We start from the raw sequence: 23,139 nt of genomic DNA, 5'->3' as shown, positions 1-23,139 counted from the left end.
AGGAGGGAGGGGCGCCCCCGCGCGTCGGGCGCCAGGGCCGGCGTGCCGGGCTCCCGGTGGCAGCGCGCCGCGACGGCGTGCCGCAGCAGTGCCCGGCCGCGCCCCCGGCCCGCCGCGTCGGGTCCGACGTGCCACCAGAGGTCCACCGGGCCGGCCGGCGAGGGCACCGACCGACGCCGGGGCTCAGCCGGAAGCGGCGGTGTCACGGGTGGGAACGGGGGCGGGAAGGTGGGCGAGCACGGTGGCGCGCATCCCGGTGATCTGGGCGACGACGACGCCGTCCTCGGCGGCGGCGGTGCTGACCGCCGTGGCGGGGGAGTGGTACAGCCGGAGGCCGTCCGGATGGCGGGTGAGCAGCGTCCGGTCGTCGCCGGGCTCGTACAGGGCGATGCGTTCGATGTGGTGGGGGACGGGGACGGGACGGCGGCCGTCGGGCGCCGCCTGGAGGGCCGGCGTGCGGGCGAGGCTGTCGAGCAGGGTGCAGGGGGTGCTCAGGCGCGGCAGTCCGGCGAGCGCCCGCACGTCGGGCAGCCAGCGTGCGGTGGTCCCCAGTGGGGTGGTGCGGCACTGGTCGGTGGCGCGGAAGGCGCCGCTCAGCAGGACCGGTGAGGCGGGTGAGTAGTAGGGGTCCTCGACCGGCAGGAACGGCGCGGCCAGGGGGCCGGGAGCGTGCGGCACGAGGGGCGTGCCGCCGAGGCGGACGGTGGCGCGGAAGTGCTCGCGGTTACGCGCCACCGTCCGGCCGTCGGGGACGACGGTGTCGGAGCGGACCGTGACGGTGACGGAGCAGGCGTGCCGGGAGTCGGTGCGCCGGGCGTCGACGCGGAACAGGGTGGGCCGGCCGTCCGCGCGGACCCGCACCCAGGCGCTGAACGCGAGGTCGTCGACGCTGCGGACGGGCAGGCCGGGCGCCAGGGTGCGGGCGGCCTGGACGGCGAGGTCGGCGAGCAGCACGCCCGGCACCGTGGGCCTCCCGTCGACGAGGTGGTCGCGCAGGAAGCCGTGCGTGCCGAGGTCGAGGGCCAGCCGCCAGCTCGCCCGCTCCCTCCGGTGCTCGCCGGGCTCGGGCAGCAGTCCCGGGAGCCCGGGGGCGTTCGCCGCGGAGGCGGGCCGCGGCGCCGTCCCGGGCGGGGCGAGGAGGCCCGGGAAACGGAGCGCGAAGGAACGGTGCTCGGCCTCGCCGACGAAGGTGACCAGCCGGTCCTGATGCGGGGGAAGGGCGGGGTCCGTGCCGGGCCGGGGATCCGTGCCGGGTCCGGGGTCCGCGCGGCGGCCCAGTTCGGCCAGGAAGTGGTCGACGCCCTCCGCGGTGGTCATGCGCGACAGGCGCGCGGTGCGGGCGGTGTAGGACTGGACGATCGCCCCGGAGCCGAGCCCGGTCTCGTCCCAGACCGTCCAGGCGATGGTGAACTCGCCCGGCGGACCGGCCTGGGCGGCACCGGACAGGAAGTCGTTGGCCGGGGAGTAGTCGCTCTCGCCGGGCAGTCCCGCGACCCCGGTGACGGACCCGAAGTTGCACCACAGGCGCGGGGCGAGCGCCCCGGTGAAGGCGGACCGCAGGTGGTGGTGGCCGTACAGCTTCACGTCGCGGACGCACCGCATCCCGGGCAGGGTCTTGCGCACGATGTCGCCCGGGTGGTGCAGCCCGGCGCCGTTGACGAGCAGGTCGACGCGGCCCTCGTGGGCGCGGACGGCGTCCGCGAGCGCCCGCACGGCCCGGGCGTCGGTGAGGTCGCAGGTGTGGAAGTGCACCCGGTCGTCGCCGCACAGCGCCCGCAGGGCCCGCAGCGTGAGGGCCGACTCGCGGGCGTGCAGGAGCCGGTCGAAGGCGGCGTTGACCTCCCGTACGGGCCGGTCCGGCCGACGGTCGCGCTCGGCGGTGATGTACCGGGCCCGGGCGGCGGGCAGTTCGTCCTCGGCGGCGTCGAGCAGCCCGTCGGGCAGGTCGCCGAGCCGGCTGGAGCCCACGAGGTGCACGCGCAGCGGCGTGCGGCGGGCCAGACCGAGCAGGCAGGCGGCGGTGATGCCCCGCGCCCAGCCGGTGGCGACGACCACGGCCCGCGCCTCCAGCGGCGGCCCGTCCGCCGGACGCAGCGCCGGGCTCTCGACGAGGCGCTGCGCGAACCGGGCGTCCGCGCGGTGGCGGCCGACGGGCGGGCCGTCGGCCGGGCGGGCGAGCTCGTCCTCCAGCGCGGCGAGCGCCCCGCGCGCCGCGGTGGTGTCGCCGACCACGGCGCGCACGGTGCACCCGGTCAGCTCCCAGGCCAGGGATTTGACGAACCCGGTGAACAGCTGGGCGTGCGGCGGGGGATGGCCGCCGTCGAACGGCGCCATCACGGCCACGCCGCAGGTCCCGTCGGCCGTGAGCCGGTCGCGCAGCTGCCGTACGGCCCAGAACGCGCCCTCCTGGAGCGCCAGGAGTCCGGGCGACGGCGGCGCGGGCCAGGCGTCGCAGGCGTGCAGATCGACCACGACCCGCAGGTGCGCGAACCCCTCCGGGCGTGCGGCCAGGACGGCGTCGACGACCTCCTGCGGGTCCTGCCCGGCGTCCAGCGTCACCAGCCGGCCGGACGGTCCCGCCGCCTCCACCACGGGACGCAGGGCGGCGGCGTGCCGCGGACCGGCGAGGACCAGCGCCCCGGCGGGCAGCGGACGGGCGGGCGAGCCGTCCGTGCCCCGCCGCTCCCAGCGCAGGGTGTGGCGCCACGTCACGGCCGGGGCCGCGACGGGTTTCCGCTCCTCCTCCGCCGGCGACCGTTCCGCGACCGGCCCCGTGGGTGCGGCGAGCTGCCGCACCACGCCGACCAGGTCGTCGGCCCCCCGGTAGCTCCAGCCGGCGTGGGCCTCGGGCGCGGCGGGCAACGCGTCGAGCAGCGGTGCCAGTCGCCCCAGCACCGGCCAGCCGCGCGCACCCGCGACCGACGCCCGGCAGAGCAGCAGGGCGAACGCCCCTTCGGCCGGCCGCCCGTCCCCGTCACCCGCGTGCAGGCGGGCGAACAGCGGGCCGCTCACCCCGTTGACGCCGATCACCAGCGCCAGGTCCACCTCTCCGCGCCGGAGTCGGGCGGCGGCGGCCCGCAACGCCGTGCGGCCGGAGGAGAGGCCGGTGTCCAGGACCATCGTCGGCCCGTGCAGATCGTGCGACGCGGCGACCCGGGCGGGGATCACATTGGGCATCAGCCCGGCCAGGGTGTCCTCCCCCGGGGCGGGCAGACCACGCACCGACGCGAGGAACGCGCCGGTGGCCCGCTCGTACGCCCCGGCGTCCACCCCCGGCGGCACGCGGCCGGCCAGGGTCGCGGTCAGCGAGGCGGCATAGCAGCGGAGGGTGACGTCGGGTGCCCGCGCCGGAACCCCCGTGTGGGCGGCGAAGACCCCGCAGCGCTCCCGCAGCCCGTCCCACCAGGGCGAGCCGTCCGGGGCGGAGAGCCCGGCCGCGGCCTGGAGGGCCATCAACTGCGCCCGGTCGACGGCCTCCACCGTCCGCGCGGGCATGCGCACCTCCGCGAAGGAAGGCGCCGGGTAGTCGTCGCCGAACGACCGCCGCCCGGCCGGCGGCAGCCCCGCGGCCAGCCGACGCGCCACCTCCTCCGCGCCGGGCGCCCCGGGCAGGTGCGCCGACCAGGCCACCGCCACCACCGGATCGTCCGGGGCCGGATCGGGAAGCGAGACGGGCGCGGCCTCCCCGGGCCGGGGCGCGTCCTGGAGCAGGAGGTGGGCGTTGGTGCCGCCGAAGCCGAACGAGGAGACGCCGACCGTGCGGGGCCGTCCGGACGGTCGGGGCCACGGCACGGGCCCGGTCGGCACCCGGAGCGCGGGCGGATCGTCCGGGGCGCGGTAGGGCGTCTGCGGCGGGATCACGCTGTGCGCGAGGGCCTGGAGGGCGTGGACGACGGAGACCACGCCCGCGCTCCAGCCGGTGTGCCCGACGACCGACTTGTTGGACGTGCACCACGCCCCCGGCACCTGGCGGTGTGTGACGCCGCGCTCCACCCGGTCCCCGACCGGGGTCCCGGTGCCGTGCGCCACCACCCAGTCGACCCGCTCCGCCGGTGTCCCGGACACGGCGCGGGCCCGGGCCAACGCCCGCTCCTGTCCGGTGTGATGGGGCGCGTGCACGGCGCGCCCGCGCCCGTCGGACGCCGCCCCGAACCCGGCGAGGACGCCCAGGACGCGGTCTCCGTCCGCCCGGGCCCGGTCCAGCCGCTTCAGTGCGACGAACCCGGCCCCGTCGGAGAACAGCACCCCGTCGGCCCCGCCGTCGAGCGCCCGCACGGCACCCGACCGGCTCAGTCCGCGCAGCCGGGAGAAGAGCACGCTGTAGCGCGGTCCGAGGGAGAACACCCCTCCGCACAGGGCGACTTCGCACTCCCCGTCCAGCAGGGCACGGGCCCCCAGGTCGAGCGCGTACAGCGACGACGAGCAGGCGGTGTCCACGACCTGCACCGGGGTGTCCGGCGGCAACAGCCGGTCCACCGCCCGCCGCACGGCCGCCGCCGGAAGGTGCTCGGCCAGACGTCCGGCGTGCGGGTACAGGTCCCGCAGGTGGGCCAGCAGCCGCTCGCGGAGGTCCTCGTCGGCGGCGGTGGGCCAGTGCGCCGCGAGGCCCTCGGCGGCGGCTTCGGCCAGCAGGCTCTCCTCGACGTGCTGGGACCCCTCGCTCCACGCGCCGACGAAGCAGGCCGCGCGGGCACCGGCGGCGGAGCCGAGTGCGACGGCCCCGCACTGGACGAGGGCGGTGTGCGTCCAGGCCGTCAGGAAGTCCTCGCCGTCGGGCGGCACCGGCCGGACGTAGCCGGCGACCCGGCTGTACGTACGGTCCGGCGCGTCCCGGTCCGACCAGAAGTGGTCGAGCCCGAACCTCTCTCCCGGTTCGCCGAACTGCGGCACGCCCTCCACCAGCCGCCGCCAGAACGTGTCCGGTCCGTCCGCCCCGGGCGCGACGAGCCCCATGCCGACGACGGCGACGGTCCGGTCCTCGGCGGGGGGCGCGGAGCGCGTCCGGGGCACCGGGACGGGCGGGAGCACGGGCCCGGACGGGGGTGGCACGGGGGAGGGCTCGGGGACCGGGCCGGCGGCCGGCGTCGGAGGCGGGCCGGCGGGTGGCGCGGGGGAGGACCCGCGGACCGGACGGGCGGCCGGGCTCGGGGTGAGCATGGCCCGTCCCACCGAGAGGCCGCCGTCCGCGAGCAGGCACTGTCCGGAGATCCACTCCGCCTGCGGCGAGGCCAGGAAGGCGACGAGCCGGGCCAGGTCCTCCTCGGTGCCGAGGCGCCCGAGGGGCGAGGCCGCCCGGCAGGTGTCCCGCAGCTCGGCCGCTCCGGGGAACAGCGCGGCGGTGGGGTTGTCCAGCAGACCGGCGGAGGCGGTGTTCACCCGGATGCCCTGGGGGCCGAGGTCGGCGGCGAGGTAGCGGGTCATCGCCTCCAGCGCGGCCTTGCAGACGCCCACCAGCAGGTAGTTGTCCATGGCCAGGCCCGCGCCGATGGACGAGACGTTGACGATGGCCCCGCCGCCGCGGGCGGCCATGAGCGGCGCCGCCGCGAGGGCGCACCACCGGGCCCCGTGGAGGTTGGTGTCCAGGGCCCGCCGCCATTCCACGTCGGTGAGGTCGTCGTAGCGGGCGAAGACGCCGCGGGCCGCGTTGTTCACGAGGACGTCCAGACCGCCGTGCTCGTCGGCGACGGACGCGAACAGCGCCTCGACCTGCTCGCGCTTGGCCACGCTGGCCCGTACCGCCCGGGCGAGCCCACCGGCCCGGCGGATCGCGGCGACGGTGTCCTCGGCGGCCCCCGACGAGTGGAAGTGGTTGACGACGACGTACGCGCCGCGCGCGGCGAGTTCCCGGCTGATGGCCGCGCCGACGCCCTTGCCCCCGCCGGTGACGACGGCGACCTTGCCCCGCAGGTCGGTCGCGGCCGGGGCGCCGGGAGAGCGGTCCCCGCTCATGCCGACACCTCCCGCGTGCCCGCGCCGCGCGCTCCGGCGTCCTGGGCGGGCAGCGTCGCGAGCAGTCCGGCCAGCGCGTCGAGGGTCGTGTAGCTGGTCAGCCGCGAGCCTTCGGCGGGCAGGGTGCGCCCGTAGCGTGCGGCGGCCTGGGCGAAGAGTTCGGTCTGCTTGATGGAGTCCACCCCCAGGTCGGCCTCCAGGTCCGCGTCCTCGGTCAGCACCTCGGGGGGATAGCCGAGCGCGGTCGCGTACAGGGAGCGCAGCGTCTCGACGACGGCCTCCCGGTCGCGGACGCCGTCCCCGTCGGCCCCGACCCCCGCCCCGGGCCCGCCGTCGCCGTCGCCGTCGACGCGAGACGCGCGCGGGAGCGGCGCGGGGTCCCTCTCCGGCGGCGGGAGCGACACGACGGCTCCGGGGAGCGCCCCCGTGCCGGCGAGGGCGTCGGCCACGGACCGGCCCCCCACCCGCCGTCGCAGCGGCGCGACGACCCGCACGCCCGGCACGGTCGTCTCGACGAGATCGCTGAGCACACCGCGAGGCCCGCACTCCACGAACAGGTCCACCCCGTCCGCGTGCAGCCGGCGCACGGCCTCGGTGAACCGCGTGGGCCGCACGAGATGGGCGGCGACCAGATCGGCCACCCCGTCGGGTCCGTCCAGGCGGCGGCCCAGGATCGCCGAGTGCAGGACGTGCCGGGCCTGCCCGGTCCGCAGTCCGGCGGCCCGGCGGGCGAAGTCGTCGGCGACCCCCGCGAGCATCCGGTGGTGGAACGCGTACGGAACCCTCAGCCTGGTCGCCCCGATGCCCAGCGTCTCGGCCGCGGCCCGCACCCGCTCCAGCGCGGCGGCGGGCCCGGAGACCACGCACTGCCGCGGACCGTTGTCCGCGGCGAGGGTGACCTCCCACTCGCCCAGCCCGGTCAGGAGGCCCGCGGCGCGGGACGCCGACACGGCCAGCGCCACCATCCCGCCCTCCCCGGGCGGGCACTCCGCGAAGGCGTCGTCCCGGGCGGCGACCAGCGCCATCCCGTCGTCCAGGCCGTACACGCCGGCGGCGGTGAGCGCCACCAACTCGCCGAAGCTGTGCCCGATCAGCACGGTCGGCCGCAGCCCGTGCCGCTCCGTCAGGAGCCGGAAGAGGGTCATCTCGGCGGCGAACAGCGCCACGTGCAGATCGGCGGGAGACCTGACGACGAGCTCGGCCAGCGACGGCGCGTCCTCGTCGAGCAGCAGCCGCGAGGGGGCGCTCCGCCCCACCCGCCCCGCCGCGCGGTCCAGCACCCGCAGCGTCTCCCGCACCAGTGGCTCGTCCTCGGCCAACGGGGCGAGCGCACCGGGCAGATAGGCGCCCTGCCCGGGAAACATGACAGCGCAGTCCGTCACAGCAAGTCCTCCATGACACACGAGTGATCAGCCGGATCGACAGAAGGCCGTGGTCAGGCGCGCGCGGCGAAGGAGCGTTCCGGCGCGACAGGCCCACGAGTGCACGGTGCGGAGAGGGGACGACGTCGACCCGGGGCGGCACCGCGACGACGCGGCGGCGCACCGGGCCCGGAACAGGGGCGTGAGCCCACGAGCCTCATGGTCTCGTCAGGTCATATGCCCTGTCATCACCCACAGTGACGATAGGGTGGACATCAGTGTGAATCGGCTGCCGGGCGGCGCGGACCACCCGGCAGCCCGCCCGACGCCGGACGGGGTCAGCCGAGCCCGCGGTGCGCGGCCCACAACTCCCCGGCGCGACCGGCCGCCTCGGAGACCAGGGCCGCCAGCTCGGGCTCGTCGGGGACGGGGAAGGACACGTATCCTCCGCGGCCGCCGCCGACGGGACGGCCGTACGCCTTCACCGCGAGCCGGCCGTCCGGCAGGAGCCGTACGTTGAGCGTGGTGAGCGTGAACGTCTCACCCCGCCGCGTGTCCGTCCACCGGAGCGCCTCCGGCACCGTGACGTTGATGGCCAGGGCGCTCACCTCCAGGTCGCCGCTCACGCGGTCACCGTCGCACCCGGGACCGGGCCGAAGCGCGCGTGCAGGTGCCCGTCGAGCGGGAAGGCCGGCGGCGAGGCGGGCAGGATCCGGTCGAAGGCGTACCCGGCCTTCCGCGCCACACCGCACGAGCCCACGTTGTCCGCCTGGTGCAGGAGGTCGAGCCGCTGGAGCCCGTCCCCTCCGAAGGTGTCGAAGGCCCAGCGGGTCATCGCCTCCAGGGAGCGCGAGGCGACCCCCCGCCCGCGCGCGTGCGCGGCGGTCCAGTACCCGACCTCGGCCGAAGCGGCCCCGGCCACCGCCCCCTTGAGCACCACGTTGCCGACCACCGCCCCCGCGCTCCCCGGATCGGCCCGCCCCTCCAGCACGGCGAATCCGAACCGTTCGCCCGAGGCCCAGCCGCGCTCCTGCTCCCGCACCCACCGCACGGCATCGGCCTCGTCCTCCACGGCGGTGCTCGTCCAGTGCCGCAGCGCCGGGTCGCGCCAGATCCCGACGAGCGCGGCGGCGTCCTCCCTCTCCCAGGGGCGGAGGACCAGGGAGGGTCCGGCGGGCGAAGCGTCGGCGGTCAGCAGCACGGTGGCGGTCATCCAGTGATCATAGGACCGTCGTACGGCGCCGCCGCGGGTCGTCGGGCCGGTGTGCGCGGCGCGGTCCGGCCGGATCGGTTCCGCTTTCCGGCCGACGCCCCCGGACCGCCCGGGCCCGGGCCGTGAGCGTGATCGAACCGTCCGGCCGTACGGGAAGGGCCGCCCGGAGCGCCTCGCGCAGCCGGACCCTGGTGTCCGCGTCCAGGGCGGCGACGTAGCCGGGAGCGGGGCCCTGCCCGCTCAGGAACGGCTCCCAGAGGTCCGGGAAACCGCTGAACACCGTGGGCACCTCGATCGGCGCCACCACCACGTCCACCAGTCCCGCCCCCGACCACAGGGCGCGCAGCGGCTCCGGGCGGCAGAGCGGGAACCGGCCCCCCTCGTCCAGCGCGGCGGCCGACGGGTCCACGGCGACCGCCGCGTCCCAGAAGCACCGCAGGAACCCCATGCCCCCGGCGTAGTCCCACACGTACGCCGCGACCAGGCCGCCCGGCCGCACCGCCCGTGCCCACCCGGCCACCGCCGCGTCCGGCCGGGGAAGGAAGTTGAGCGCCAGTCCGCTGACGACCGCGTCGAGCGCGCCGTCACGCACGGGCAGCGCCCCGGCGTCGGCCACCACGAACCCCGCCGCCGCGGGCACGGCGCCGCGGGCCGCCGCCCCGAACCCGGCGGACCGGTCCACCCCCACCACCGCACGGGCCCGGCCATGGGTCGCCGCCGCGGCCGTCAGCGCCCCGGTGCCGCAGCCCGCGTCCAGCCGGTACCCACCGCCGTCCCCCTCCCCGAGCCACTCCACGAACTCCTCGGCGACCAGGCGGCTCCACCGCCCCATGTACCGCTCGTACTCCTCGCCCGCCGTCCACACCTCACGTCGCTCCCGCACCCGACCACGATCGTCCGCCCGGCCCGGCGCGGACGGCCGACACGCGGCCCGGCGCCGTCGACGTCACCCCACGCCGCCGGCGTGCCGTTCGCGGACCCGGCTTTTCCATGATCGCCGGACCGGTCGTACGCTCCCGGCATGACTGACGACTGGTACGTCCTCATCGAGGAGGACACACGGATGACGGCGCGCGCCGACGGCGTGGAGCTGAGACTGCACCACTGGACCCTGGTGGCCAGCCATCCGGTGAGCGGTACGGAGGAGGAGGTGCGCGCCACCGCCGAGGACGCCGCGCTGCACTACCTGCCGGCCGTCCTGGCCCGGCACGCGCGGCGCGGCGACACGCCCGCCCGCCGCGCCTACCGCACCGCGGGCGGCGACTGGCTGGTCTGGGTGAAGCAGAATCACCGCGAGTGCCACCTCCGCGTCAGCACGGCCCGCCTCGTGCACGCCCGCGAGGAGGAGCACGCGCCGGCGAAGTCCCTGAAGGAGAAGTTCCGCACCGCCCTGGAGGGACCCGAACCGGCCGAGGCCCCCTGGGCGCCCAGGGGCCGGCCGTCGGACGGGTGAGCCGCCGCCGCGCCGGACCCTAAGCGCCCTGGTCCACGAACCCGGTGCGCCAGGACGGCCGGGCGGGCGCCCAACCGAGGCCACGCGCCCGGGCGTTGAGCGCGCCGCGCGCCCAGGGGACGCGGCCTTCCGTCCGTGCCGGGGCGGGGACGCCCAGCGCCCTCGCGAGGTGCGGCAACCAGGCGTGGGCGGGGGCGGGTTCGTCGTCCACCACGTTGTACGCCCCCGAGGGCCAGGCCAGGGCCCGTACGGCGGCGTCCGCCGCGTCGGCGACGTGCACGAAGGAGCTCACCGAGGCGTCGGCCGCCGTGCTGCCCAGGAACCGGGCCTCCGCGTCCCCGGCGAGCGCGGCGGCCACCGCGCCGCCCGGCGCGTACCAGGTGCCGGGGCCGTAGAGGATCCCGTACCGCAGGACGACGGCCTCCGGCAGTTCGGCCACCGTGGTCTCCAGGGCCCGCACGCCCGCGACGATCCGGGCCCGGGGCGGCTCGTCCGTCGCGTCGAGCGGTACGGACTCGTCGGCGGGCCCGTCCCCGGGGGCGTACGCCCAGCTGATCGACTGCGCGACGATCCGGCGGACGCCCGCCGCGCGCGCCGCGTCCACCAGGTGCCGGGTCCCCTCGACGCGCACCCGGTTGTTCGCGGCGCCGTCCGCCCCGCCCAGGTCGGTGAGCTGGTGCACGACCGCGTCGGGCGCGGCCTCGGCCACCGCCCGCTCCACGGCTCCGGCGTCCAGCACGTCCACCGGGCGCGGTCCGCGCCGGGAGATGCCCACGACCTCGTGCCCCGCCGCCTCCAGGCGGGGGACGAGCTGACGACCGACGGCGCCCGTGGCGCCCGCGACGAGTACCCGCATGGACCCCACCCTAGAAGATCTTCCTGTCGTACCGGCTGCGTACGATCGGGGACGCCGCTCCGGGGGGAGCGGCACCGGAGGGGAACACGGGGAGGGGCGGACACGCCATGCGTCGACTGCTGCTGTCGGCAGTGCTGTTGTCATCGATCACCGTCGGCTGCGGCGTGCTGGAGAACTCCGAGGACCGCGCGACGGACGCCGCGCGGGACGCGGCCGGAAAGGTGGGCGAGCGGCTCTACGGCCAGCGCCCGCGCACGGCGGAGGAGGTGGGGCGCGAGGCCGCCGAGGTCGAGGGGGTGGAGGTGCTGCGGCTCACCGGCACGTCGACGCACGACGGGGACGGCGTCGACGTGGTCGTCCGCACGTCCGGCTCGGCGTACGACGACCGGTTCGACGCCCAGGAGGTCGTCGTGCGGCGCTGCTTCGCGGTACGGGTGTCGCCCCGGTCGGAATGGCGGGAGGAACCCCGTGACGTGGACTGCCCGGACGGCCCGCCGCTGCGCTTCGCCGCACCGCCCCCGCCCCCCGAGCTGCCGTCCGGGGCGCTGAACGCGAAGCTTCCCCGGGTGCCGAAGGGCGGCCGGGCCGACGAGGCGGAGGTGCGCCGGGTCCTCGCCTCCCTCGACCTGCACCCGGACATCCGCACCGAGGTGGAGACGGAGGGCGCCCGGGTCGGCGTCAGCCTGTCCGTGAAGGGCAACGGCTACGACCCGCAGGACTGCGTGCTCGCCGTGGTCGGCCCCGGTCTCACCGAGGTGTGGGTGCCGCCCCGGATCCAGCGGATGCCCGGCGAGGGCGGCTGCGGCGTGGGCGGCGCCCTGCACCGGCAGCCGCCGCCGCACTGAACCCGGCGCTACTCCGCCGACTCCAGGGCGGCGCGCCAGGCCGGGCTGTCGACGTAGTGGTTGTCGAACCGCTCCGCGGAATCGGCGATCTCCTGGAAGTCCGCCTCGCCGCGCATGACCCGGCCGAGCAGCCGCAGGTAGTCGAAGCGGCCCATGCCGGGGGTGAACACGAAGAGGACGTCCGCCTCGTGGCCGGGGGCGGCGGCGAAGGCGTGCGGGGTGTGCGGCGGCACCGCGAGGAAGTCGCCGGCGTTCAGCACGGTGACCTCCTCGCCGACCAGGACGCGCAGGGAGCCGCTGATGACGAAGAACAGTTCGGTCGCCTTGGTGTGGAAGTGGGCGGGCGCGCCGACCGCGCCCTCGGCGAAGGTGGAACGGTAGCTGGTGAAGCCGTCGGCGGTGGCGTCCGAGTCGGCGAGGAGCGTCATCACGCTGCTCGGATCGGCACAGGTCTCCGCCTCGTCGTGACGGGTCAGCAAGGGCGGGAACGGCGCGGCGGCCGGAGTCTTCTCGATCACGGTGTGACTTTATGATCGTGAAGGCGTCCGTGCCCATCCCTTTCCCCCCGGGTGCGCGGCGAGCCCGTCCAGCGCCTCCCTCCACAGGTCCGGAAGCGTCGCCATCGCCGGGTGGGACCGGTCGTGCGCGACCGTCACGCGGGCGGTGGCCGCCGTCCGCGTGAGGGAGAAGTAGCCGAGCAGGCCGGGGCTGTTGAGGCCGAAGACGCTCGCCCCGAGCGGGGGAGCGCCCAGCACGCGATAGGCGCCGGGGATGTGGATGTGACTGGTGACCAGCCGGAACGCGGGGCGCTCCATCCCCCGGTACAGGAGCGCGGGCGGGACGCGCAGCAGCGCCCTCCAGCCGCCTTCGCGCAGCCCGGAACCCTTGTGCGCGCGCGTCTGCCCGACCACGGCCTCCAGCCGCTCGCCCGGGTCCGTCACCGCGCACGGCAACCGCAGCACCGCCGGCAGCGCCGCGTTCCCCGGCGCGAGCCGGGCCTCGGCCGTCCGGACCGACATCGGCATGACCACCCGCAGATCCCCCGCCCGCGCCCCCTGCCGTTCCTGGAAGGCGGCGAGCGCACCGGTCACGGCCGTGAGGTACACGTCGTTGACGCCCGCCCCCCACCGTGACGCCACCGCCCGCAGCTCCGCGTCCGGGACGTCCGCGTACGCCGTGGCGGGCAGCCCGCTCGGTGCGGCGCCGCACCCCGGGGGCACCGTCTCGTGCTCGGGGAACCTCCCGAACGGCGAGGAGCGCAGCCACCCGAGGGCGCCGCGCCCCGGCACCGGCGGCCGGTAGGGATACGGCCCGGCGCCGGGCTCGTCGGCGAGCAGCGCCGCCACCAGATGCGCCGCGCCGACGCCGTCCACGACCGAGTGGTCGACGCGGAAGCAGAGCCGCTGCACCCGCTCCGTCCCGCAGGTCAGCAGCCGCAGGTCCCAGCCCGGCGAGGGACGGCCGGGCAGCGGCTCGCGCCACACCGCGTCGGTCGCCTCGGCGAGCCGCCCGTCCACCCGCTCCCCGCTGACGTGCGCCGCCGCCCCGGGAGCGGCGGAGGGCGTCCACGCGCGGGCTCCCGGGGTCGCCACGAACCGCAGGGCGTCCAGTCCGGGCGCCCGCTCGGCCACCCGGGCACGGAGCTCGTCGAGCGTGAACGACCCGGCGGGGAAGTCCAGGACGTGCCCGACCACCACGGGCACCGCGCCCCGCGCGTGGAACAGCGCGAACGCCCGGTCCAGCGCGTTCGTCCGCCCGGGCCGGGCCGCCGTCCCGCCCCGCGCCCCGCCGACGCCCTCCGACACCATCCGGACCCGCATGACCCACCTCGTAACCGCTCGACCGAAGACCGCCTATGCGAACGAGACGCCCGGCGCGGGGACACGGCGGCCCGGAGGGGAGCCGCGGCGCGCGTCGGCCTTCCCCGGCGAGACGCGGCGGCGCGGCCCTACGACCCGCCGGACGGCCGGGCGCGGACGACGGCCTGGTCCCCGTGGGGGCCGAACAGGTGCAGGATCTCCACGGCGTTCGTGTCCTCGGGACCGAACCAGTGGGGCTCGGAGGTGTCGAACTCGGCCGTCTCGCCGGGCAGCAGCGTGATGTCCCGGTCCCCGAGGATCAGGCGCAGCCGGCCGGCGAGCACGTAGAGCCATTCGTATCCGGCGTGGGTGACCAGCTCAGGCTCGCGCGGTGCCAGCACCTGCTTGAAGACCTGGACGCGGCCCGGGTACTGGGTCAGCGGGACGAGGACGCTGCCGCGCTTCCTCCGCAGCGGCTGGAGGTGCACCCGGGGGTCGCCGCTGGTGGGCGCCGCCACCAGCTGGTCGAGCGCGACGCGGTGGACCCGGGCGAGCGGGATGAGCAGGTCCAGCGTCGGGCGTCGCTTGCCGGACTCCACCCGGGACAGGGTGCTGACCGAGATCCCCGTCGCGGACGCGAGTGCCTCCAGCGTGAGGCCCCGCTCCCGCCGCAGGCCGCGCAGCCGCGGTCCGATGCCGTCGAGGATCCGCTCCAGTTCGACGTCCCCGGCTTCCGTGTTCATGGCTCCAGTTTTGCAGTGTTCGCAAAACGCGTGGGCCGTGGCCCCCACCGGGGCCGAATCTGGCGGGACTTCGTTCCCGGACATCAGAGGTGGACCGTGACCACGACCCCCGCGCACCAGAACGCGCACCGGAAAGCCGAACAGGACCGACGCCCGCCCGCCCCGCCCGTCGTGTCGAGCGCCCGCGGGCGCTGGGCGGTCCTGGCCGTCTGCTGCCTGAGCATGTTCCTGGTGGGCCTGGACACCACCATCGTCAACGTGGGCCTGCCGTCCATCGGGCGCGGACTCGGCGTCGGCACGCGCGCACTCGAATGGGTCGTGGACGCGTACACCCTCGTCCTGGCCGGTCTGCTGATCTCCTCGGGCGCGCTGGCGGACCGGTTCGGGCGGCGCCGGGTGTTCCGGTGCGGGCTCGCGCTGTTCGGCGTCGCCTCGCTCGGCTGCGCCCTCGCCCCCTCGGTGGGCGTGCTGGTCGCGGCCCGGGCGCTCCAGGGCGTCGGGGCGTCCATGCTCAGCCCCGTGGCCCTGGCGATCGTGGTCAACGCGATGCCGGACCCGAAGGAGCGGGCGCGGGCGATCGGCATATGGGCGTCGGTCTTCGGCCTGAGCATGGCGGTCGGACCCGTCACCGGCGGGTTGCTGCTCACCGGGCTCGACTGGCGGGCGCTGTTCTGGGTCAACGTCCCCGTCGTCGCGGCCGCTCTGCTGCTCAGCGCCGTCTTCGTGCCGGAGTCCCGGGCTCCGCGGGCCCGTCGGCTCGACCTGCCCGGCCAGGCCCTGCTGGCCCTCCTCCTCACGCTCGTGGTGGGCGTCCTCATCGAGGGACCCCGCATCGGCTGGACGTCGCCGACGGCCCTGGCGGGGTACGCCGGCGCCGTGGCGGTGGCGGCGGTGTTCGTCCGGGTGGAGGCCCGCCGCCCGGAGCCGCTGATGGATCCGCGGCTCTTCGCGCGTCCGGTGTTCAGCGGCGCCGTCGTCGGCGCGGTGGCGGTCTTCGTCGCCCTCAACACCGCGCTGCTGCTCAACACCCTCTACCTGCAGCACACCCGGGACTGGTCGCCGGCGGCCGCCGGGGCGGCGACGCTGCCCCTCGCCCTCGGGGCGACCGTCTGCGCCCCGTGGGCCGGCCGCATGGTCGGCCGCAGGGGGTCGCGGACGCCGCTGCTCCTGGCCGGCGCGTTCCTCACGGCCGGCGGCCTGTGCCTGGTCCGGCTGACCCCGCACACGAGCGTGTACCTGCTGCTCGCGGCGTACGGGCTCGTCGGCGTCGGTTTCGGCTTCGCCAACGCCCCGATCACCGACACGGCCGTCGACGGCCTGCCGGCCGCCCGCGCCGGTGTGGCCGGCGCGATCACCTCCACGGCCCGGCAGTTGGGCGCCGCCCTCGGCATCGCCCTCGCCGGTGGCCTGGTGGCGGGCAGCGGACCGGTGGGCCTCGCGCACGCGGCCCGGCCGGGCTGGGCCGTGGTCGCCGCCTGCGGCGTGCTGCTCCTGGCCGTCGCCCGCTTCTCGCCGCGGAAGGAGGCGACCCCGGACGCGGGGTGACGGGCGGAGCGGTCCGAGAACGGGGGTGAGGGGCGCGCCCGCTACGGGACGGTCAGCACGATCTTGCCGGTCGTGCGGTTCGTCTCGCCCAGGGCGTGGGCCTTCGCCGCCTCGGCGAGCGGGAAGACGGCCTCGACGTGGGCGCGCAGGGCGCCGGAGGCGGCGAGGTCGGCGACGGCGTTCATGCCGGCGTGGTCCGCCTCGACGAGGAGCGACTCCACGCGGACCCCGCGGGCCGCCGCCTTCGCGGCCTCGTCGGGGTCGGTCCCGGGCAGGATCGAGACGAGGACGCCGCCGGGCCGCAGGACGTCGAGGGAGCGGGCGCGGGTGTCGCCGGAGAGCGGGTCGAGGACCATGTCGACGTCCTGGACGGCGTCGCGGAAGTCGGTGGTGCGGTAGTCGATCACCTCGTCCGCGCCGATCGAGCGGACGAACTCGTGCTTGGCCGCGCTGGCGGTGCCGATGACGTACGCGCCGCGGGCCTTCGCGATCTGGACGGCGAGGTGGCCGACGCCGCCCGCGGCGGCGTGGATCAGGACGCGCTGCCCGGGGCCGACCGCGGCGGTGTCGACGATCGCCTGGTACGCGGTGAGGGCGGCGAGCGGCAGGGCGCCGGCCTGGACGTGGTCGATGACGTCGGGCTTGGCGGCGAAGGCGCGGGCGGGGCCCGTCACGTACTCGGCGTGGGAGCCGACGCCGTGCGGGTAGGGCAGCATCCCGAAGACCTCGTCGCCCGGCTTGAACAGCGTGACGCCGAAGCCGACGGCCTCGACCACGCCGGAGACGTCCCAGCCGAGGACGAGCGGCAGTCGGCCGAGGAAGAGACCGGCGGCGCGGTGCTTCCAGTCGGTCGGGTTGACGCCCGCGGCGCGGACGGCGACGAGGATCTGGCCCGGGCCGGGGGCGGGGCGGGGGAGCAGGACCTGCTCCAGGACCTCGGGGGTGCCGTGGGTGTCCTGGCTGATGGCGCGCATGGTGGCGGTGGTGGGGTTCGTCATGCCGTCCAGCCTCGCCCGGGGGACCACCTGGGTACCATGGCATGAATGCCAACTTCCGACGGGATCGTGCCATGACTGTCCACCGCGTCGTCGTCCTCGCCCTGGACGGCGTGTACCCCTTCGAGCTCGGCATCCCGAGCCGTGTCTTCGGCGCCCTCCAGGACCGCTACGAGGTCCTGACCTGCTCCGTCGACGGCGGCCCCGTGGCCACGAACGCGGACTTCGCGGTGACGGTGGGCCACGGCCCCGAGGTCCTCGCGACGGCGGACACGGTGCTGCTGCCGCCCTTCGACCTCTCCCGGCTCTCGCGCGCACTGCCGCCCGGGGTGGGCGAGGCCCTCGCGCGCGTCCGCCCCGGCACCCGGATCGTGTCCATCTGCACGGGCGCCTTCGTCCTCGCGGCGGCCGGACTGCTCGACGGGCGGCCCGCCACCACCCACTGGGCGGTCGCCGACGTCTTCCGGTCCTGGTACCCGGCGGTCGCACTGGACCCGGACGTGCTGTTCGTGGACGACGGCACGGTCCTGACCTCGGCCGGCGCCGCCTCCGGCGTCGACGTCTGCCTCCACCTCGTGCGACGGGACCACGGCGCGGCCGTCGCGAACCACGTGGCCCGCGTCTGCGTCGTACCGCCGTGGCGGGACGGCGGGCAGGCCCAGTACATCGAGCACCCCGTGCCCCCGGCGGCCGGGAGCGGCACTTCGGCCACCCGCCAGTGGGCGCTGGAGAACCTCCACGAGCCGCTGACCCTGACCGAGCTGGCCGGGCACGCCCGGATGAGCCTGCGCACCTTCGCGCGCCGCTTCGGCGAGGAGGTCGGGATGAGCCCGGGACGCTGGCTGATCCAGCAGCGCGTGACCCGGGCCCAACACCTCCTGGAGACCACCGACCTGGCCGTCGACGACATCGCCGGCCAGGTCGGCTTCGCCACCGGGACCTCCCTGCGCGAACACCTGCACGCCGCCATCGGCGTCTCGCCGATGGCGTACCGCCGCACCTTCCGGGGGGCCGCGGCGCCGACGGGCTGAACACGCTCCTCAAGGCCCGGGCCGGGTCCGACGGGTCGCAGGCCCCGGTCCCGGGGCGTCGGCTACAGCCAGGGCCGCCGGCCCGGCCCGGTCGGGTGCGTGCCGGTGACGGCCATGACCACCGAGTAGAGGCTGGTCTCCGCCGCGATGAAGAGGCGGTTGCGCTTGGCGCCGCCCCAGGAGATGTTGGCGACCGCCTCGGGCACGTCGAGTCGGCCGATCAGGGTGCCGTCGGGGTCGTAGCAGTGCACGCCGTCGTCCATCGCGGCGACCCAGAGCCGACCGCCTTCGTCGAAGCGGAGGTTGTCGAAGCGGGCCTTCTCGCGGTCGCCGGCCTTCGCGAAGACCGTGCCCTCGGACAGGGTGCCGTCCTCGCGGACGTCGAAGACGCGGACGAAGCCCGCGCGGGTGTCGGAGACGAACAACTGCCGCTCGTCGGACGAGAAGACGAGCCCGTTCGGCGCACCGAAGCAGTCCGCGACCAGCCGCACCTCGCCGGTCGCCGGATCGATCCGGTAGACGTTGTTGGAGCCGATCTCGCTCTGCGCGCGGTACCCCTCGTAGTCGCTGGTGATGCCGAAGTCCGGGTCGGAGAACCAGATCGAGCCGTCGGACTTCACGGCCGCGTCGTTCGGGCTGTTCAGCCGCTTGCCCTGCCACCGGTCGGCCAGCACGGTGACGGTGCCGTCGTGTTCGGTCCGGGTCACCCGGCGGTTGCCCTGCTCACAGGTGATCAGCCGGCCTTCGCGGTCGAGGGTGTTGCCGTTGGTGTGGCCCGCGGAGCGGCGGAAGACGGCGACCGCTCCGGTCTCCTCGTCCCACCGCAGCATCCGGTCGTTGGGGATGTCGCTCCAGACCACCTGCCGCCAGGCCGGTACGTAGACCGGCCCCTCGGCCCAACGGCAGCCGGTGTAAAGGACTTCGAGCGCGTCGTCCCCGTTCATGCACCGGCCGGTCCGGAACCGCTCGTCGAACATCTCGTACAGCCCGGGGCGCTCGCTGCTCATAGGGTCCACTCCTCACGAGAGACATCACATGCCGAACTCAGGCCTGAACTGAATGCCAGTCGGCCCGAAGGGAATATTGCAAGATGAGATATGGTCCTGGCTAGGAGACAGTGAATGGAGAGTTGTGGATCACATTGATCGCGCACTGCTGGCCCGGCTCCAGGAGGACGCCACCCAGCCGTACGCCGCACTGGGGCAGGCCGTCGGGCTGTCCGCCGGCGCCGCCCACGAGCGGGTGCGGAAACTGAAGGAGCGCGGCGTCATCCGGCGCACCACCGTCGACGTGGACCCGGCCGCCGTCGGCAGCGGGGTCCTCGCCTACGTGATGGTCGACTCGACGTCCTGGATGGGGGATTCGGCGCAGGAGTTCGCGGCGCTCCCCGAGATCCTGGAGGCGCACGTCATCGCCGGCAGCGCCTCCGTGCTGGTCAAGGTCAGGACCGCGACCACCGAGCAACTCCAGGACGTGCTGCGCCGGATCTACGCCGTCGACGGGGTCAGCGGCACCCAGGCCACGGTGGTCCTGGAGACCTTCTTCGAGCGGCCGCTGTCACCGCTCGCGGCCGACGGGACGTGAGCCCCGCCCGCCCCGCCGCCTACTCTGCGGGAATGATCAAGCCGATAGAGCTCGTGATATTCGACTGCGACGGCGTCCTGGTCGACAGCGAACGCCTCGCCGTCCGCCTCCAGGTCGCGCTCGGCGCGGAGTTGGGCTGGCCGATCACCGCCGACGAGGTGGTCGAGCGGTTCATCGGGCGCTCCAAGGAGTCGATCGTCGGGCAGATCGCCGAGCGTCTCGGCGCCGAGACGGCGGCACTGTGGTGGAGCCTGCTCGTCCGGCGCCACCGGGACGCGGTCGACACCGGACTGGACCCGGTGGACGGGCTGCCCGAGGCGCTCGCCGCCCTCACCCTCCCGACCTGCGTCGCGTCCAGCGGCTCGCACGCGAAGATGCGCCACACCCTGGGTCGCACCGGGCTGTACGCGCACTTCGAGGGCCGCATCTACAGCGCGAGCGAGGTGTCCCGGGGCAAGCCCGCGCCGGACCTCTTCCTGTACGCCGCCCGCCGCATGGGCGTCGACCCCGCCGCGTGCGCGGTGGTCGAGGACAGCGGTCCCGGCGTCGCGGCCGCCCGCGCGGCCGGGATGCGGGCCTTCGGCTACGCCGGGGGGCCGACCCCCGCCGCGCGGCTCGAAGGCCCGGACACCGTGGTCTTCGGCGACATGCGCGCGTTGCCGGAACTGCTCGCGGGGCGCTGACGCCGGACGGCACGCGGGTGCCGCCGTCCCTCCCGCGGTCGCCCCCCCGGGACGGGTCAGTCCGTCGCCGGGACGCCCAGGAGGGTGCGCATGCCGTGCAGCGCCCAGCCGTCCGCGTGGCGGTCGCCGTGCAGGAGCCGCGCCGGGGTGATCCCCGCGGCCAGGGACTCCAGTCCGTAGACGACGCGGGAGGCGTCCGTCGCGGACGGCAGGTCGCCGGCCGCGACGGCGGCGTCGATGTCGTGGCGCAGGGTGTCCCGCCAGCGGGCGCGCCCCTCGGCGATCCGGTCGTGCACGGAGCCGGTGCGCGCGTCGTAGTCGTACGTGACCTGGGTGAGCAGGCAGCCGCCGGAGTAGCCGGGATCGGCGGCGTACCGCACCCAGGACGCGCAGACGGCGAGGAGCCGCGGCAGCCCCGCGTCGAGGTGGCGCACCGGCAGCCAGACCTGGGTGCGGAAGTCCTCCAGGACCAGCTCCACCGTCTCCAGCTGGAGCTTCTCCTTGCTGCGGAACTGGCCGATCACCCCCGCCTTGCTCATCCCCAGCCGGTCGGCGAGTCGACCGATCGTCACGCTGTCCAGGCCCTCCAGGGAAGCGAGTTCGGCGGCGGCGCGCAGCACCGACCGCCTGGTTTCGAGGGCTGCTTGAGCCGATGCGCGTCCTGCCATGCACCAGAGCTTAGCAAACGACCGTACGCCATTGACGTACGAACGATCGTACTCTTAAATCCTCGCCATGACGCCTCTCGCGACCACCCGCCGCGCCTCCCTCGCGCTGTTACTCGCCAGTGCGGGCACCTTCCTGAGCTTCCTCGACGCCACCGTGACCAACCTGGCCGTGCCGCCGATCGCCGACACCTTCGACGCCTCGCTGACCACCGTCTCCTGGGTCGCCACCGCCTATGTGATCCCCTTCGCCGCGCTCCTCGCCCCGGCCGGCCCGCTGGCCGACGCCGTCGGCCGGGCCCGCCTCTTCCTCCTCGGCGTCGCCGCCTTCACCGCCTCCTCCCTGCTGATCGCCCTCGCCCCCAACCTGCCCGTGCTGCTCGGCGCCCGCGCCGCCCAGGGCCTGGCGGCCGCCCTGCTGGTCCCCGCCTCGCTGGGACTCGTCCTCGCGGAGATCCCCGCCGAACGCCGACGGGCCGCGATCGGCCTGTGGAGCGCCGCGGGCGCCCTGGCCGCCGCCGCGGGACCCGCCCTCGGCGGAGTGGTCGTCGAAGTCCTCGACTGGCGGGCGCTGTTCTGCCTCAACCTGCCCGTCGGCGTCTGGGTGCTGCTCGCCGGCCGGAAGCTGCTCACCGGAGAGACCCGCACCGGCCGCGCGCCCGACCTCGCGGGCAGCCTGCTGCTCGCCGTCTCCGTCGGCGCGGCGGTGTACGGCCTGACGCAGGGCCCCGAGCACGGCTGGTCCTCGGCGCACGTCCTGGCCGCCGCCGGAGTCACCGTCGTCGCGGGGGCCGCGACCGTCGCCAGGGCGCTCCGGCATCCGCGCCCCGCGCTCCGGCTCGACCTCTTCCGCAGCCGGCCCTTCGCCGTCGCGAGCGCCGTCTCCGTCGCGTACGGCGCCGCCCTCTTCGCCACGATGCTCCTGGGCGTGCTCTTCATGACCGACGCCTGGAACTACTCCGCCCTGGAGGCCGGTCTCGCGATGAGCCCGGCGGCACTCGTCACCGCCGTGGTCGGCATCGGCATCGGCCGGCTCTCCCTCACCCTCACCCCGCGCACCATGGTGGCGGCGGGCTCGGCCCTCGTCGCCGCCGCGACCGCCGTCCTGGCCCTGCTCATCGACACCGAACCGCGCTTCTGGACGCTGTGGCTCCCGGCCGGAGCCGTGATGGGAGTCGGGGTCGGACTGGCCACCGTCGGCATCTCCAGCGCCGCCGCCCTCTCCGTGGCGCCCCAGCACTTCGCCGCCGCCACCGGCACGGTCATGGCGGCCCGCCAGATCGGCGGCGGCCTCGGCATCGCCGCCACGGCCGTGATCGTCGCCGAGGTCTCCGGCACGGGCGCGGAGCCGTACGCCGCCGTGTACGGCTTCACCACCGCCGTCAACGTGGCCGCCGCCCTCGGCGGACTCGCCCTGCGCCCCACCCCGCCCTCCGTGCCCCGGCCCTCCACCCGAACCGCCCCCCGCGTCCTCGAAGGAGACCAGCGATGACCCCGCACCCGCACCGCGCCCCCCTCCAGGACCCGCCGGCCGACCACCCCGACCTCGCCGCCGAGTCCTCCGACCCGCACTGCGTGACCGGCCCCGACGTCGCCGCCGAACTCCTCCGCGACCTCCCGTGGAACCGGCTCGCCGTCCTGGGCGACAGCGTCACCGCCGGCGTGATGGACCCCCTCCCCGGCTACCGCGCCCGCTCCTTCGCCGACCGCTTCACCGACGCCCTCGCCGCCACCCGCCCCGGCTTCGCCGCCGTCAACCTCGCCACGCCCCACCTGCTCCTCGACGAGATCCGCGACCGACAGCTGGCCCCCGCCCTGGAGTTCGAGCCGGACGTGGTGATGGTGAGCGCGGGAGGCAACGACGCCTTCCGGAACTTCGACCCCGGCACCCTCCGGGCGAACCTCACCTCGCTCCTCACCCCCCTCGCCGAGAGCGGAGCCCGCGTCATCACCATCGGCCTGTTCGACCTCGCCCGCTCGGGCCTCGTCCCCCCGGAACACGCCCCCGGCATGGCCCGCCGCTTCGACGAACTCGACCGGATCACCGCCGACCTGACGCGCGCCCTGAACGGCATCCACGTCGACACCCACCACCACCCCCTCGCCGCCGACCCCGGCATCTACGCCGCCGACCGCGTCCACGCGAACGCCCGAGGCCACGCCATCGCCTTCGCCGCGATCGCCACCACGATCGCCCGGGACGCCGAGCGGAGGGCTGAAGGGGCGGGAGGGTGCGCGGCAGTGGTGAAGGAGGCGATCCTTCGGACCGGCGGGTGAGGACAGCGGGGCAGGTGGCGTTCGGCCCGTACGGGGTCCCCTACCGATGGATCAGGAGCCCGGCCCTCGACGTGCGGGACCTGGACGTGCTCGAAGGACTCGCGGCCGGGTTCTCCGCCGGACAGGCCCGGACGAGCCCG

General features: G+C 76.0%; 20 protein-coding genes. 8 read left to right on the top strand and 12 right to left on the bottom strand.

The features are described 5' to 3' along the window. Window positions 1-183: 183 nt before the first annotated feature. From IE321_RS20600 to IE321_RS20580, 5 genes are all read right to left on the bottom strand, one after another. Window positions 184-5,949, bottom strand: coding sequence for an SDR family oxidoreductase (locus IE321_RS20600; protein WP_190224036.1), 5,766 nt, complete (start codon window positions 5,947-5,949; stop codon window positions 184-186). Beyond that, on the bottom strand, window positions 5,946-7,331 hold the full coding sequence (locus IE321_RS20595) for an acyltransferase domain-containing protein (RefSeq protein WP_229916478.1): 1,386 nt from the start codon (window positions 7,329-7,331) through the stop codon (window positions 5,946-5,948). The genes IE321_RS20600 and IE321_RS20595 overlap by 4 nt, the downstream gene beginning before the upstream one ends. 317 nt (window positions 7,332-7,648) lie before the next feature. After that, complete coding sequence (locus tag IE321_RS20590; protein ID WP_043225281.1) at window positions 7,649-7,936, bottom strand: hypothetical protein; 288 nt, start codon at window positions 7,934-7,936, stop codon at window positions 7,649-7,651. After that, window positions 7,933-8,523 carry a GNAT family N-acetyltransferase gene (locus IE321_RS20585; protein ID WP_190224034.1) on the bottom strand — a complete coding sequence of 197 codons (591 nt, stop codon included), beginning with the start codon at window positions 8,521-8,523 and terminating at the stop codon, window positions 7,933-7,935. The genes IE321_RS20590 and IE321_RS20585 overlap by 4 nt, the downstream gene beginning before the upstream one ends. 7 nt (window positions 8,524-8,530) lie before the next feature. After that, window positions 8,531-9,406: a class I SAM-dependent methyltransferase gene (locus IE321_RS20580; RefSeq protein WP_229916476.1), complete on the bottom strand. Its 876-nt coding sequence runs from the start codon at window positions 9,404-9,406 to the stop codon at window positions 8,531-8,533. Window positions 9,407-9,544: 138 nt separating this feature from the next. Here IE321_RS20580 and IE321_RS20575 point away from each other — a divergent pair, with 138 nt between their 5' ends. Then, window positions 9,545-9,976, top strand: a complete 432-nt coding sequence (locus tag IE321_RS20575; RefSeq protein WP_190224033.1) for a hypothetical protein — start codon at window positions 9,545-9,547, stop codon at window positions 9,974-9,976. Window positions 9,977-9,995: 19 nt separating this feature from the next. On the opposite strand, the gene IE321_RS20570 is transcribed toward IE321_RS20575, so the two are convergent. After that, complete coding sequence (locus IE321_RS20570; protein ID WP_190224032.1) at window positions 9,996-10,832, bottom strand: NAD-dependent epimerase/dehydratase family protein; 837 nt, start codon at window positions 10,830-10,832, stop codon at window positions 9,996-9,998. Between the two features lie 107 nt (window positions 10,833-10,939). Between IE321_RS20570 and IE321_RS20565 the strand changes: the two genes are divergently transcribed. Further along, complete coding sequence (locus tag IE321_RS20565) at window positions 10,940-11,677, top strand: hypothetical protein (RefSeq protein ID WP_043225286.1); 738 nt, start codon at window positions 10,940-10,942, stop codon at window positions 11,675-11,677. Window positions 11,678-11,685: 8 nt separating this feature from the next. Here the strand turns inward: IE321_RS20565 and IE321_RS20560 are convergent, their stop codons facing one another. From IE321_RS20560 to IE321_RS20550, 3 genes are all read right to left on the bottom strand, one after another. Beyond that, window positions 11,686-12,195, bottom strand: a complete 510-nt coding sequence (locus IE321_RS20560; RefSeq protein WP_043225287.1) for a cupin domain-containing protein — start codon at window positions 12,193-12,195, stop codon at window positions 11,686-11,688. A 9-nt stretch (window positions 12,196-12,204) separates the two neighbouring features. Next, window positions 12,205-13,497, bottom strand: a complete 1,293-nt coding sequence (locus IE321_RS20555) for a hypothetical protein (RefSeq protein WP_190224031.1) — start codon at window positions 13,495-13,497, stop codon at window positions 12,205-12,207. Window positions 13,498-13,625: 128 nt separating this feature from the next. Next, window positions 13,626-14,219: a helix-turn-helix domain-containing protein gene (locus IE321_RS20550; protein WP_190224030.1), complete on the bottom strand. Its 594-nt coding sequence runs from the start codon at window positions 14,217-14,219 to the stop codon at window positions 13,626-13,628. Window positions 14,220-14,315: 96 nt separating this feature from the next. On the opposite strand from IE321_RS20550, the gene IE321_RS20545 reads away from it, so the two are divergent. Further along, a complete protein-coding gene (locus IE321_RS20545) occupies window positions 14,316-15,764 on the top strand; it encodes an MFS transporter (RefSeq protein WP_190224029.1) in 1,449 nt (482 codons plus the stop codon). Window positions 15,765-15,805: 41 nt separating this feature from the next. Here the strand turns inward: IE321_RS20545 and IE321_RS20540 are convergent, their stop codons facing one another. Further along, window positions 15,806-16,738, bottom strand: coding sequence for an NADP-dependent oxidoreductase (locus IE321_RS20540; RefSeq protein ID WP_190224039.1), 933 nt, complete (start codon window positions 16,736-16,738; stop codon window positions 15,806-15,808). Between the two features lie 95 nt (window positions 16,739-16,833). On the opposite strand from IE321_RS20540, the gene IE321_RS20535 reads away from it, so the two are divergent. After that, window positions 16,834-17,790 (top strand): GlxA family transcriptional regulator, encoded by a 957-nt coding sequence (locus IE321_RS20535; protein WP_190224028.1) that lies wholly within the window; start codon window positions 16,834-16,836, stop codon window positions 17,788-17,790. 62 nt (window positions 17,791-17,852) lie between these two features. Here IE321_RS20535 and IE321_RS20530 read toward each other — a convergent pair whose 3' ends face one another. Further along, entirely contained in the window at window positions 17,853-18,797 is a 945-nt protein-coding gene (locus tag IE321_RS20530; RefSeq protein ID WP_190224027.1) for an SMP-30/gluconolactonase/LRE family protein, read from the bottom strand. A gap of 124 nt (window positions 18,798-18,921) precedes the next feature. Here IE321_RS20530 and IE321_RS20525 point away from each other — a divergent pair, with 124 nt between their 5' ends. After that, window positions 18,922-19,374 carry an Lrp/AsnC family transcriptional regulator gene (locus tag IE321_RS20525; RefSeq protein WP_043225297.1) on the top strand — a complete coding sequence of 151 codons (453 nt, stop codon included), beginning with the start codon at window positions 18,922-18,924 and terminating at the stop codon, window positions 19,372-19,374. A gap of 32 nt (window positions 19,375-19,406) precedes the next feature. Further along, complete coding sequence (locus tag IE321_RS20520) at window positions 19,407-20,057, top strand: HAD family hydrolase (protein WP_190224026.1); 651 nt, start codon at window positions 19,407-19,409, stop codon at window positions 20,055-20,057. 56 nt (window positions 20,058-20,113) lie between these two features. Here the strand turns inward: IE321_RS20520 and IE321_RS20515 are convergent, their stop codons facing one another. After that, window positions 20,114-20,725 (bottom strand): TetR/AcrR family transcriptional regulator, encoded by a 612-nt coding sequence (locus IE321_RS20515; protein WP_190224025.1) that lies wholly within the window; start codon window positions 20,723-20,725, stop codon window positions 20,114-20,116. 67 nt (window positions 20,726-20,792) lie between these two features. Here IE321_RS20515 and IE321_RS20510 point away from each other — a divergent pair, with 67 nt between their 5' ends. Continuing rightward, the gene (locus IE321_RS20510; RefSeq protein WP_190224024.1) at window positions 20,793-22,214 is read left to right on the top strand and encodes a DHA2 family efflux MFS transporter permease subunit; all 1,422 of its coding nucleotides are present in this window, start codon (window positions 20,793-20,795) and stop codon (window positions 22,212-22,214) included. Then, a complete protein-coding gene (locus IE321_RS20505; protein ID WP_190224023.1) occupies window positions 22,211-22,999 on the top strand; it encodes an SGNH/GDSL hydrolase family protein in 789 nt (262 codons plus the stop codon). Before IE321_RS20510 ends, IE321_RS20505 begins: the two co-directional genes overlap by 4 nt. Window positions 23,000-23,139 lie beyond the last annotated feature (140 nt).

Origin of the sequence: Streptomyces hydrogenans (assembly GCF_014656075.1) — a bacterium.
In the GTDB taxonomy this organism is placed as follows: Bacteria; Actinomycetota; Actinomycetes; order Streptomycetales; family Streptomycetaceae; genus Streptomyces; species Streptomyces hydrogenans.
Note: the sequence above shows the minus strand (reverse complement) of the source record. Positions and strands in the feature narration are given on the sequence as shown.

Bases quoted from the DNA above. Each gene is read 5' to 3' on its own strand.
- IE321_RS20600 (WP_190224036.1), bottom strand. From the start codon at position 5,949: ATGAGCGGGGACCGCTCTCCCGGCGCCCCGGCCGCGACCGACCTGCGG.
- IE321_RS20585 (WP_190224034.1), bottom strand. From the start codon at position 8,523: ATGACCGCCACCGTGCTGCTGACCGCCGACGCTTCGCCCGCCGGACCC.
- IE321_RS20575 (WP_190224033.1), top strand. From the start codon at position 9,545: ATGACTGACGACTGGTACGTCCTCATCGAGGAGGACACACGGATGACG.
- IE321_RS20570 (WP_190224032.1), bottom strand. From the start codon at position 10,832: ATGCGGGTACTCGTCGCGGGCGCCACGGGCGCCGTCGGTCGTCAGCTC.
- IE321_RS20565 (WP_043225286.1), top strand. From the start codon at position 10,940: ATGCGTCGACTGCTGCTGTCGGCAGTGCTGTTGTCATCGATCACCGTC.
- IE321_RS20555 (WP_190224031.1), bottom strand. From the start codon at position 13,497: ATGCGGGTCCGGATGGTGTCGGAGGGCGTCGGCGGGGCGCGGGGCGGG.
- IE321_RS20550 (WP_190224030.1), bottom strand. From the start codon at position 14,219: ATGAACACGGAAGCCGGGGACGTCGAACTGGAGCGGATCCTCGACGGC.
- IE321_RS20540 (WP_190224039.1), bottom strand. From the start codon at position 16,738: ATGCGCGCCATCAGCCAGGACACCCACGGCACCCCCGAGGTCCTGGAG.
- IE321_RS20535 (WP_190224028.1), top strand. From the start codon at position 16,834: ATGACTGTCCACCGCGTCGTCGTCCTCGCCCTGGACGGCGTGTACCCC.
- IE321_RS20530 (WP_190224027.1), bottom strand. From the start codon at position 18,797: ATGAGCAGCGAGCGCCCCGGGCTGTACGAGATGTTCGACGAGCGGTTC.
- IE321_RS20520 (WP_190224026.1), top strand. From the start codon at position 19,407: ATGATCAAGCCGATAGAGCTCGTGATATTCGACTGCGACGGCGTCCTG.
- IE321_RS20515 (WP_190224025.1), bottom strand. From the start codon at position 20,725: ATGGCAGGACGCGCATCGGCTCAAGCAGCCCTCGAAACCAGGCGGTCG.
- IE321_RS20510 (WP_190224024.1), top strand. From the start codon at position 20,793: ATGACGCCTCTCGCGACCACCCGCCGCGCCTCCCTCGCGCTGTTACTC.
- IE321_RS20505 (WP_190224023.1), top strand. From the start codon at position 22,211: ATGACCCCGCACCCGCACCGCGCCCCCCTCCAGGACCCGCCGGCCGAC.